The organism is Mycobacterium neglectum, from assembly GCF_002591975.1.
Lineage (GTDB): Bacteria > Actinomycetota > Actinomycetes > Mycobacteriales > Mycobacteriaceae > Mycobacterium > Mycobacterium neglectum.
The window spans coordinates 1-10,834 of the sequence record NZ_NVQE01000084.1; the positions used below are offsets into that span (position 1 = coordinate 1).

Sequence of the window (10,834 nt, forward strand, 5' to 3'; positions counted from 1 at the left end):
TGGTTACTCTTCTTCATGGTGGTCCCCTTGCTGTAGGAGTTCTTGGCGGAACGCCCGATACCTACCACACGGCAGGTTTCGAGCGGGGGACCGCCACCTCAACTTCTACGAGACCCGGGACAACCTCGTAGCGCCTGGCGGCGATGTTTTCGAAGGCGATAGGACAGAATGTGCCTTGTGCGATGCCCGAGGCTCACGTCCTCAACACCTGCAACTTCCAGGCTTCAGGAACCACAGCCGCTACCATTTAGGCGACCTAGCACGAGGTTGCCATGACAGATCCGACTGCCAACCACCCGGCAGAGTTCACTCAGACTCAAGCGACGACCGACACCGGGGAAGTATCAGAAGTTCGCACCGGAGCATTCGAACCATCGTTTGCCGACATCAGCCCATCCGCGCCACTCAGTCAGATCGAGGTCGGCCAGCGGCTCGATGACTTCGATCTGCTCATCGAACTCGGCAGCGGCGCATTCGCGCGAGTCTTTCTGGCCCGGCAACTGTCGCTGCAGCGATTGGTCGCGGTCAAGATTTCCGAAAATCACGGCCACGAACCACAAACCCTCGCTCAACTCGATCACGACTACATCGTCCGAATCTTCGACCAGCGCATTCTCCGCGATCAAAACTGGCGGCTGCTGTATATGCAGTATTTGCCTGGCGGGACGCTGCTCGAACTCGGTCGAGCAGCTTTTGCTGCGGAGCGACCACCCGACTCCGGTCAGGCGCTGCTCGACGCGGTAGACGGCGCGCTGGAGTCACGCGGCGAGAGCCGGCCCACCGAGTCGATCACTCGCGCTGAGCTCGCGACCCTTTCCTGGCCCGAGACTGTCGCGTGGCTAGGGAAACGACTGGCTACGGCGTTGGACTATGCGAATTCAAGGGGCGTCCTGCATCGTGACATCAAGCTCGCGAACGTGCTGCTCGCGCGCGATGGCACCCCCAAGCTCGCGGACTTCAACATCAGCTTCGCCCGCAACGTCTCGGGCGCGAGCCCGTTTGAATATTTCGGCGGCTCACTGTCCTACATGTCTCCCGAGCAGCTGATGGCTTCCCGGCGCGGGCACACGGCAGAGGCCGCAGACCTCGATACGCGCAGCGATATCTACTCTCTCGCGGTGGTGTTGTGGGAACTCCTGACCAGCATGAAGCCATTTGACGATTCCGCGGCGCGAGCCGCTCGGGCGGACTCCGCCGGATTCGTCGGCGACACCACCGCAGTCGACCTCATGTTGACTACCCGCGCAGAAGGAGTTTCGTCGGCGGCGCTCGCCCGCCTTCCCAGTGACTGTCCCGCCGCGCTGCGCCGAGTTCTGCTGAAGGCACTCAGTGCTGACCGTGATCAACGCTGGTCCTCCGGCGCTGATCTCGCCGAGCAGCTCCAGCTGTGCCTAGACCCGCACGCTCGCGACTTGGTGGATCCGCCGGCGCGCAGTTGGCGACTGCGGCTGCGGCCGTTCATTCTGCCGGTTAGTGCGCTGGCCATACTGATTCCCGTAATGCTGGCCGGCGCGTACAACATCCAGCACAATCAGCTGCTCATCGTCAGCCATCTTTCCGAGCAGGCTCAGGGTCGGTTTGTTCTGGTCACCACGCTGCTCAACCTGATTTTCTTTCCGCTCGGCGCTGCGGTGGTGGTCTATTGGTGTCGCTACGTCATCCTGGTCCCGCGGCGCCTGCGACTGGGGCCAGCACCGCCCGCAGAAACCTTGGCCCGAGCGCGCCATGACTGTCTCGTCATGGGTGATCGAGTGGTATTAGTCGTGTCTGGTTTGATTTTGGTGAGCGCGTTGACATTTCCGCTACTTATGCAATTTCTCGCGGGTGGAATCCCTGTCAGGTCGGCGATCCATTTCTTCGGGTCAATCACGGTGTGTGGCGCGATCGCGATCGCGTATCCGTTCTTCTTGCTCACCTTTTACATCGTGCGCAGCGTCTACCCGGAACTGGTCGCATACGGACAGACGAATGTGCGAGAGGCCGACCAACTACAAGGACTCCGCCGCCGACTGCCACGCTATTTGGCGGTCGCGGCCTCAGTGCCGTTGCTCGGCATTGTGGCCGTCAGCTTCCTGACCGCCCCCGAGATCGCCGCAGTCATCGTCCCGATCAGAGTGCTGTGTATTGGGGGCATTGCCGGGTTCGTGCTCGCGTATTGGCTGTCCCGGCAGATCGAATCCGACATTCGCGCGCTCGAGCGGGTGATCCGCCACCGAGCGCCAGACGAGCTTCCACATTCAATTCGCCGTGCGCGGCCACTCTGACGGACGAAGCATGTCCGCCAGTGCTTGGGCTGGCGGAGGACGCCGACGTCCCTGAACAAGAACACACACGGTCTCCGTACCGTCGCCCCTTGGCGCGACGAGGATGGGGGGTGCCTCGAAGACTGCGGATGCGGCGATCCCGATCAACAGTTTTCGGCAGAACCGGTCCTCCTGGGAAGCCGCACCCATCACCGTTCCGTCGCCATGTACCCACAGCAGCGCAGGGCCTGGTTCGGCACTATCGGCGGCACCGATGGTTCAGGACACCTGCATGATGTCCGTTGCGGCGTGGGAATTCACCGTCTCATCGATTCGACCGCTGTTGCTGGTGGCCGTCAATGGTGAGCATCCGTTCCGTCCAAGCCGCGGGGCAGATGCTCACCATTGACGACTTAATGACATTGCAGTCGAATAGCTTTCGCCCTGAAGATCGGAGGAGCTGTTGTACAGAGCTTTCATATCCCAGAGGACGGCGCTGACCCCGCCTTGTGCCAATGGGGGCACACGTGTCGATCTGCTGTAGCGAATGTCCACTCGACGTGCCATGCCGCCCAGAACTAGGCGCAAAGCCGGCCCATTCACAGGGTGCATTCGAGCAGACGCGGAACCAGTGCCCGCCAAACCGCGACACTGTCACACGCGCGTTCCTACCGGACGTCGCAAGACTGCACCGCGTTCTCGTGCTTCGGGCCCTACCATGCTCAGTACGCTGAGTAAGTCTTGTTTGTAGCGGTTAGCGTTAACCTCGACCAAGCAACAATCGGCTAGATTCGAGTGCGCTGATGTGACGGACAAAGTAGGCCCCAGATTTGAGTCGCTGATCGACAGGTGCGCGATGTTGCAGAGCAGATCATCTGTTAGACAGCAGATTTCACGTACGCTTCATCAAAGCGCTTCGAATTCAGTCCCGCCCCGGGATGGCGTTGAAGACGCCGCTACAGTTGGCAACAGATGAAGTTGTGCGAGATGCAGTTGTGCGACTCCCTTGCCCCTCATCGAGAGGGCCATCAGCGCCTGCTCACCACTTCCGCGGGTCACCAACTTCTAATCCGCATTGCGGCGTTGGCCGACACCGACAAGCACCCCCCATAGAATCGGATTGCGCAGCATCTTCATGGGTTACACACGACCATTCTCTGTCCATTCAGAAGAACGTCCATCTGCTCTGGCAGTTGGAGGCGGCCGTGCGAACACGGTGCTAGTGCGTCTCCGGGACTTGCCGGGATGTTGTCGAAAAAGACCGGAACGAATTTGAAGGCGTCCGTGAAGTCGTCGAGTCTGGTGAACGCACGGTCCATCGCGGTGTCGATATTCTGCTCATTCATCTCCTCGGGGAAATAACTGGGGTCAAGGAACCCGAAACCAGCCATGGGATAGACCGGGAATCCCATGTTCTCGATAAGCTTTACCGCCGCATTGGTGAACTCACGGCCATATAGTTGACCGTTGCGAAATTGATCCATCGCTTCTATGGCAGAGTCAATGGGTCTATTCACCCACCGAATAATCTGGATCAGATTCGCGGAATTTCCGCTCATGTGGCTGGCGAGCCCCGAGAGGTTATTCATCAATGTCGAGACAACTTCTTGGCGGTTCGACACGAAGTCGGTCAGTGTGCGAATGCTCTCCAGAAGAGGCTTCAGGCCGGTGCCGTCTCCAGACAGGTAGTTCTGTGCGTTCGCCGCGAAAGCATTGATGTCGTCGGGACTCAAGGTAGCGAATACAGGTTGCAATCCGTTGAACAACTCTGTGACATCCAGGGACGGCTGAGTCATCGTCGTGGGCACATCGGTGATGAGGTCGCCTGTCGAATATTGCTCCGCAGTGCCTACAGCATCGACGTACCGCAAGCCGGTGAGGGCCTGGAACTTGATCGCAAGCCGGGTCGCCGCTACAACGCCGTACCGGCTGTCGAGGGTGAAAGTAACGACGGCAACGCTTTGGCCATCGCGGCGCTTGAGATCAACAGTTTGCACTTTTCCGACGCGTGCCCCTCGTACGCGAACGTCGGCGTCGCGGTGCAATCCGGCGGCGTCGGTGAATTCGGCGGTGTATGACCGAAGCGGCGCATCTACAGGCTGGCGGATCACGTTAGAGATGAGGACAAGTAGGAAGACCGCGACGGCGGCTGCGATCGCGAGTCGCCACAGTGCAGATTTGGCGGTCATCACGGACCTCCGATCGCGTTGAGCGGAGCCGCTATTCCGGGAAGGCTGTCCAACACAATTCGCACCTGGAGAGCCCGCTGTTCTGGAGTTCCGCCGTACATCTTCTCCAGACGGGTGCGCATTTCCACCAGAAACTGCCCGGTGTCTTCGGGCCTGAGCAGTGGCGGCGCGACATCTGTCAACGCCTTGACCAAATCCGTCACAGGCAGCAGATCATTCATGTGATTCGACACGACTCGACCGACTGCGGCAAACAGACTGTACTGCGCCTCATCCACGACAGGTACAACCCTGTTCTGCCAGTAGTCTTCTGACACGTCTCCGAGGGAGATGCGTTGATAGTTGGTTGGAGTAATGAAGTTGTCGCCGGCCTGTACCAACGAGTTGACGAACCCCGGAAACGCCGCGCTGACTCCTGCCGTGTTGTTCAGCAGCTTCTCGGTCGACACCGTTTGTATCCGGGCCACCGCGCTGGAAGCGATCAGCATGGTCTCCACAAGGGGGTTCAGCGCATCGGTGTATCGCGTCGCCCATTCGATGACATGGATCAGCTGAGGGGTCACCACGCCGGTCGTGATTTGACCGAGTCTCGTCAGTAACGCCTGTAGCGCGAAGTTGCCTTCGGGACTGGTGATTACGTGATCCCCGTCCCGCAGCAATTGACCGCCCGCGCCGGCCTTGAGATTGATTCCGGTGACACCGAAGTAATTAATGGGCCGGAAGTCAATCTTCATTGTGTCCGTCAGCCCCTCCGTAGACCGAGCGTCCAGATCAGTCTTGAGGCGAACTCCTCCACCGGGCAGGCTCGAGATGTCCGTGACCTTGCCGACCCGAATCCCGTGCATGACAAGGGAAGTCCCCGATGTGACGCCTTCCCCCACATATGGCGTCTCGATCGTAATCGAGATATCGCTTTCGGCGGTGCCATTGAAGGGCTTGATCACCAGGTACAAAGTGGCGACGACAGTGAGGACCACTGTCAGCGCAATGCCAACACGGGTCAACGTCCGCGCTTCGGATTCCTCCGACGTGTTCAAAAGCATGTTATCGCCTAGCCTTTAAACACGAATTCGGGTCGAAGGCCCCACAGAGCCACTGTCATGAAGAAGTCAAGCACCATGATCGCGACGAGACTTGCCCGCACAGCGCGACCTGACGCGCGACCGACGCCGACGGGACCGCCGGTCACGAAGTATCCGTAATAGCAATGGATCACTGTCGCCGCAATGCAGAAGACAGTTGCCTTGATGATCGAGAACAGAAGGTCTGTCGGTGTAATGAACTGGAGCACATAATGTGTGTAGGTTCCGCCGGGCTGGTTGTGGAATTGCCGGATCACCAAGTCCATTACGTAAAATTGGCCGACCAGTGTCAACGCGTATCCGGGTATCACACAAAGCATTCCGCCGATCATGCGCGTGCCGACCACGAACGGTATTGGCATGAGACCCATGGATTCGATTGCATCGATTTCGTCGTTGATACGCATGGCACCGATTTCGGCAGTCATACGCGCGCCGGGTTGTGCCGTGAAGGCAATGCCCGCGGCGAGCGGTGCGAGCTCGCGAACACTTCCAATGCCCGCGGTGATTCCTGACAACGCCCCAAAGCCAATGATGTTCAGGACGGCGAAGGACTCGATCGCCAGCGAGGCGCCCAGCGTGACACCAAGTATCACCAGGACGCTGATCACGCCGCCGTCGACGATCAGCGAACCCCTGCCCCAGGCAAGGCTGTTCATCGCCCGCATGATCTCGCGCCGATATCGGCGAAGAGCGACAGGCAGCGTCCAGAACACCTGAAAGATGAAAACCATCCACTGTCCGGCTGTGCGAAACGCCTCGCGCACCGGAGCCACGGCGATCAGCCTGGCCGATAAAAGCCGGGAGGGACGACCGATACTCTGCTCCGTCGCCATCATGCGATCTCCGTCGGATAGAACATAGTTTGCAACTGTGTGATCGCCAGATTCGCAAGCATGATGCAAATGACGTTGATGACCACCGAAGAATTGACGGCGTCGGCGACACCGCGAGGTCCGCCCTTCGCCTCCATGCCTCGCAGCGACGAAACGATCCCAACGATGGCTGCGAAAACGGCAGTTTTACCCATGGCGAACCAGACATCGACCATTTTGGCGAACGTGCCAAACGACATCCAAAAGCTTCCCGGTGTCACGTCGCTCACGGTGACCGCGAGAACAAAGGTGGCTGCGGTCCCTGTTACGACGATGTAGACACAGAGAATCGGCGACAACAACAGGAGCCCCAAGAACCGGGGCACCACCAACTTGCGTACGGGGTCCACACCCATGACCCGCATCGCGTCGAGTTCTTCACGAACTGCGCGGGCCCCGAAGTCTGACGCAATGGCTGCTGCCGCCGCACCACCCATCAGCAGGCCGGCGGTGATCGGTGCGCCCTGCCGCACGACGGCGATCGCGCCCGCCGCGCCCACGAGCGAACTCGCTCCGACTTGGTTGACCAAACCCGACGTCACCACGGCGGCCATGGCGCCGAAGGGAATGGACATCAGCAGCGCCGGTGTCGCCGTGATGGTGAGCAGAGTCCACGCCTGCGTCAAGAGTTCTCGTACCGGGAGGCGCATGGTGACGGTGTCGGTCACGGAGTAACGCAACACGTCGGCGAAGAGCACGATAGCGCGACCGATCGTCGCCACGCTGCGCACCGGTGTCGTCGCCATCCGGTGCACTGTTTTGCGAGCGCGGCGCTCGCCCGCGGATTTCGCCTCCCGCTTTTCAGGAAGGGCGGACCGCGGTTGGCCTGGGTCGCTGATGACGCCGATAGTCATACTCGTCCCTCGGCAGGGCACGTCATCGTGTCACCCGATGTCGGTACGTAAGCGAATTTGATGGATTTGTAAGTCAGGTCGGTCTTCGCGCGAGGTCACTTCGGGCAGAACACCAAAGCTACGCTGATCGCCGTCGAGATTTTCCGCCGTCGTCGGCCTTAACTGGCAAGCAACTTCGGTCCTCGACGCCGCCGTAGTCATATCACCTCACTGTGAGTGCGCAGAGTCAGCCCTACGCTCGGCTTTGATTGTTGGGCTCAGCCTTAGGGCGGTCAATAGTGAGCATTCGTTCATCCAACTGGCGAGCCGAATCCGGTTATTTGACGTACAGCGCGGCGCAGCCAGTTAACGTTACTTGCGCCTAGACACCCGGTGCTGCGAGCGAACCGAATCATCCGATGTGCCCAGAGCGCACAAGCGCTCACTCTGAAGTGGTCACGCGTCACGCTGGGCGGTGAAGTAACCATATTCACAACGACACCGAGTTCTGAACGCTTCGGCCCGTTGTCAGCCGATTCCAGCGACGCAATGGATACCCCCATTCAAGCCCCAAACTTGGCCTATTCAGTACGAGTGGCGGATTTCGTTCCCGCTGCCAAGGACGGGACACCGGAATCCGAACCGCGATACCTACGGACGAGCAATGCACCGCGCGACGTTGCAAATCTGCAAGTTTGCCTGGCTATTTCGCGCAGGCGTTTTGAGTACATCGAGCAGCAGGACCAGCTTTACCAGATCAGTTCCGCGGTAGCGGGTTTGGGAAATCAGAACCCGCGGCAGCGCTTCAATCATCTGCGCGGCAAGGACGCGGTAGTGCGCCAGCGACGACTCGGAATCGAATTCGCGCGGCCCACTGCGATATCGATGACGCGCGCAGTAACGACAGTTTCTGGTCATCACCCACCGCGACTAGGAGTCCCTCGTCGACCACGTGTGGACTGAGTTCAAAAGGTGTTCATCAAGCTCGATGACCGCTACGGCCCGGATCTGGCGGCGCAGTTCCTGGTGTCTGATTTGCGTCCGGTCGTCAAGTGAGGGCACTACACCCGGGGGTGTTTGTCTATGTCGTTACACGCTCGACAGTCACGTAAGTTGCATTCAGCGCCGGTATCTGGCTGAACGGGTCGAGCTCGGCGTTCGAAACCAGAAGGTTGCGGTTAGAGCCGAGCTGCTCGGGCGGCCTCGCCCCGGTCGGGTCGAAAACCCGAGAGCCCCATCCGTGCTCGCTGGCGACGATGCCTGGGCGCATTGTGTCCGAGACTCTCGCTGGAGCGACGAAACTGTTGACGGCACTCCGCACGCGGACAGTATCCCCGTCGCCGATACCGTTCGCTTCTGCGTCGGACGTGTGAATTTCGACCACGTTGGTCCGGGCCCGGCGGTGCAAGCCGGGAGTTTCATTGAGAAAGGAATTCATCGACTCGAGTCTGCGTCGGCCAATCATCAGCAGTGGATACTCCGGCGGCGGGCAGGGCGCCGATAAGCCGCACACGCGGCGGGTCTCGTTCAGTAGGTCGGGATCAGCCAGATTGACGACTTTATCCGGAGTGCGCAGAACCGATCCCAGTCGGCCGTACTCCTTCTCGGCGTACACCCAGCCGTGAGGATGTTCCAGTATGTCTTTCCATTTTAAGCGTCGCCCCGATATGACCAGGGCCCGCTCGATCCATTCCGGACGGAACGCGAGCGCGGACCTTCCGGTGATCTTTGCCAGCAGACGGGTGGCCCGGATGAAGGAGTTGACGCCTCTGATGCCGAACATGGGGCGGCGCATCGCCATTGCGAGGTCGACGAAGATCTCCCACTCGTCCCGGCACCCCGACGGTGCGTTCACCGCCTTGCGGCCGTACTGGACATACGGCTCGTCGTAAACCGTATGGATAAGGGCGTGCAGCTCGCTGCGCTCGAGCCAATGCATACCGGGCAGGATCCAATCGGCGTGACGATGGCTCTCACGCTGGACTAGATCGACGGCAACCAGCAGATCGAGCGAGGCCAAAGCTTGATCGAGCGCGGCCCCGTCCGGCCCAGACACAACGGGGTTGCCCGCCACTATGAACACCGCCCTTATCTGGCCCGGCCCCGGCGTCGTGATCTCGTCAGGGAGTTCAGCTAAGGAATGGAACCCGGCCACCGGCTCGAGACCGCGGAGCCGGCTGCGATGCGAGCTCGGCGGCGTGAACCTGCCCCACAGACCTGCCACGTCGACGTAGCTCCGCTCAAACCGGCGGCCGCCCGGGACATCTATCCGGCCCGTCAGGTGGTTCAAGACAAGCGACAACCATTCCGCGATGGTTCCGGTCGCCGTCTGCGACACGCCCGTGCGGGCGACACACATTGCCGTTCGAGCGGAGGCGAACCGTCTTGCGATCTCGGCGATGAGTCCCGCGCTGACCCCGGCGTGTTCCGCGAGGTGCTCCAGATCAACCGCTTCGACCAGTTCCGTGAGTTCGGCGACTCCGGTGATCTTCGGGCGCACGTCTTTGGCGACCCAGCCGTTTTGCAGCACGAGCTTGACGATGCCGAGAAGGAACGCCCAGTCTCCGCCGGGTCGAATCGGCACATGCGTAGTCGCGCTTTCGGCCGACTCGGTGCGACGAGGATCCACAACGATCAGATCGGCGCCGCGAGCTTGCGCGTCGAGGACACGGGCCCAGCCATTCGGCACGAAATCAGCCCAGAGCATCTTGCTGACAGCGGGATTGGTGCCGAGGAGGAGAAAACAATCACACTGGTCCACATCGGGGATCAGCGAGACGAGCGGTGACCCGTAGAGCTTCTCACTCACCACGTGCACGCTGTTATGGTCGACCGAGCCGACCCAGAATCGGTTTCCTGTCCCGATGGCATCCAGTAAACCCGGGAAGAAGATCGAGGTGGCCATCGAGGTTCCCGAGGGGTTGCCGTGATAAGAGCCGACCGCGTCGGGGCCGTGTTCTTCGATGATCCGGTTGACGCGGCTGGCGATGTCTCCGATGGCCTGCTCCCACGTCGCCGGCTCATAATGGTCACCGACACGGCGCATGGGCTGGACCACCCGACGCGGGTGGCGGACAAGTTCTCCCGCCGTTCGCCCCTTCGCGCAGAAATCCTTCCAGGTGTATGGATTCTCCTTGTCGGGGCCTATTCGCAAGATTGAGTTGGTGGCGTCGTCGACCGTGACTTTCAGCCCACAGCTCGAAAGACAGATTCGGCAGTGCGTGACTACTGTCCGCTCATGCGACTCCCCCGCGTGGCGTGGGATGACTCCGCCGGCAGAATTCTGCTCGTCGTCGACAAGTGACCGCCGGTGTCGCTTCCGGATGACTGACCTGCCGGGAAGATCCATCGATTTTCCTCCCGCGCACGTTCACCGGGGTTGAACAGCCTCAGTATCTGACACGTACTAATTTCCACGCTAGCTCTTCGCCGCCGGTCGTCAATCGTGAGCATTCGTTCCTCAAGGGAATAGCGTCCCATTCGGTGAGGTTGTCCCGGTCTTCGTGGAATTTGAGGTGGCGGTCCCTCACCTGATGCCCGCCAGATGGTAGGTCTTCGGGTGAACGACCAAGTACACCTCGAAGAAGGAGTAAGGGACCGCCATGAAGACCG

General features: G+C 60.3%; 7 protein-coding genes and 1 pseudogene. 1 reads left to right on the top strand and 7 read right to left on the bottom strand.

The window, feature by feature from the left end:
- Positions 1-272: 272 nt before the first annotated feature.
- On the top strand, positions 273-2,264 hold the full coding sequence (locus tag CSQ99_RS30155) for a serine/threonine-protein kinase (RefSeq protein WP_099042641.1): 1,992 nt from the start codon (positions 273-275) through the stop codon (positions 2,262-2,264).
- A gap of 120 nt (positions 2,265-2,384) precedes the next feature.
- Here the strand turns inward: CSQ99_RS30155 and CSQ99_RS31955 are convergent.
- From CSQ99_RS31955 to CSQ99_RS30190, 7 genes and pseudogenes are all read right to left on the bottom strand, one after another.
- Positions 2,385-2,501 (bottom strand): annotated as a pseudogene (locus tag CSQ99_RS31955) (alpha/beta hydrolase); the annotation flags it as partial.
- An 875-nt stretch (positions 2,502-3,376) separates the two neighbouring features.
- Positions 3,377-4,435 carry an MlaD family protein gene (locus tag CSQ99_RS30165; protein ID WP_099042642.1) on the bottom strand — a complete coding sequence of 353 codons (1,059 nt, stop codon included), beginning with the start codon at positions 4,433-4,435 and terminating at the stop codon, positions 3,377-3,379.
- On the bottom strand, positions 4,432-5,475 hold the full coding sequence (locus CSQ99_RS30170; protein ID WP_099042643.1) for an MlaD family protein: 1,044 nt from the start codon (positions 5,473-5,475) through the stop codon (positions 4,432-4,434). Before CSQ99_RS30170 ends, CSQ99_RS30165 begins: the two co-directional genes overlap by 4 nt.
- Before the next feature lie 8 nt (positions 5,476-5,483).
- Positions 5,484-6,350: an MlaE family ABC transporter permease gene (locus CSQ99_RS30175; protein ID WP_342746747.1), complete on the bottom strand. Its 867-nt coding sequence runs from the start codon at positions 6,348-6,350 to the stop codon at positions 5,484-5,486.
- Positions 6,350-7,243: an MlaE family ABC transporter permease gene (locus tag CSQ99_RS30180; RefSeq protein WP_099042644.1), complete on the bottom strand. Its 894-nt coding sequence runs from the start codon at positions 7,241-7,243 to the stop codon at positions 6,350-6,352. The genes CSQ99_RS30175 and CSQ99_RS30180 overlap by 1 nt, the downstream gene beginning before the upstream one ends.
- A 630-nt stretch (positions 7,244-7,873) precedes the next feature.
- A complete protein-coding gene (locus CSQ99_RS30185; RefSeq protein ID WP_141562753.1) occupies positions 7,874-8,143 on the bottom strand; it encodes a hypothetical protein in 270 nt (89 codons plus the stop codon).
- A 160-nt stretch (positions 8,144-8,303) separates the two neighbouring features.
- The gene (locus tag CSQ99_RS30190) at positions 8,304-10,487 is read right to left on the bottom strand and encodes a molybdopterin-containing oxidoreductase family protein (protein ID WP_245909162.1); all 2,184 of its coding nucleotides are present in this window, start codon (positions 10,485-10,487) and stop codon (positions 8,304-8,306) included.
- Between the last annotated feature and the right edge of the window lie 347 nt (positions 10,488-10,834).

Bases quoted from the DNA above. Each gene is read 5' to 3' on its own strand.
- CSQ99_RS30155 (WP_099042641.1), top strand. From the start codon at position 273: ATGACAGATCCGACTGCCAACCACCCGGCAGAGTTCACTCAGACTCAA.
- CSQ99_RS30170 (WP_099042643.1), bottom strand. From the start codon at position 5,475: ATGCTTTTGAACACGTCGGAGGAATCCGAAGCGCGGACGTTGACCCGT.
- CSQ99_RS30175 (WP_342746747.1), bottom strand. From the start codon at position 6,350: ATGGCGACGGAGCAGAGTATCGGTCGTCCCTCCCGGCTTTTATCGGCC.
- CSQ99_RS30180 (WP_099042644.1), bottom strand. From the start codon at position 7,243: ATGACTATCGGCGTCATCAGCGACCCAGGCCAACCGCGGTCCGCCCTT.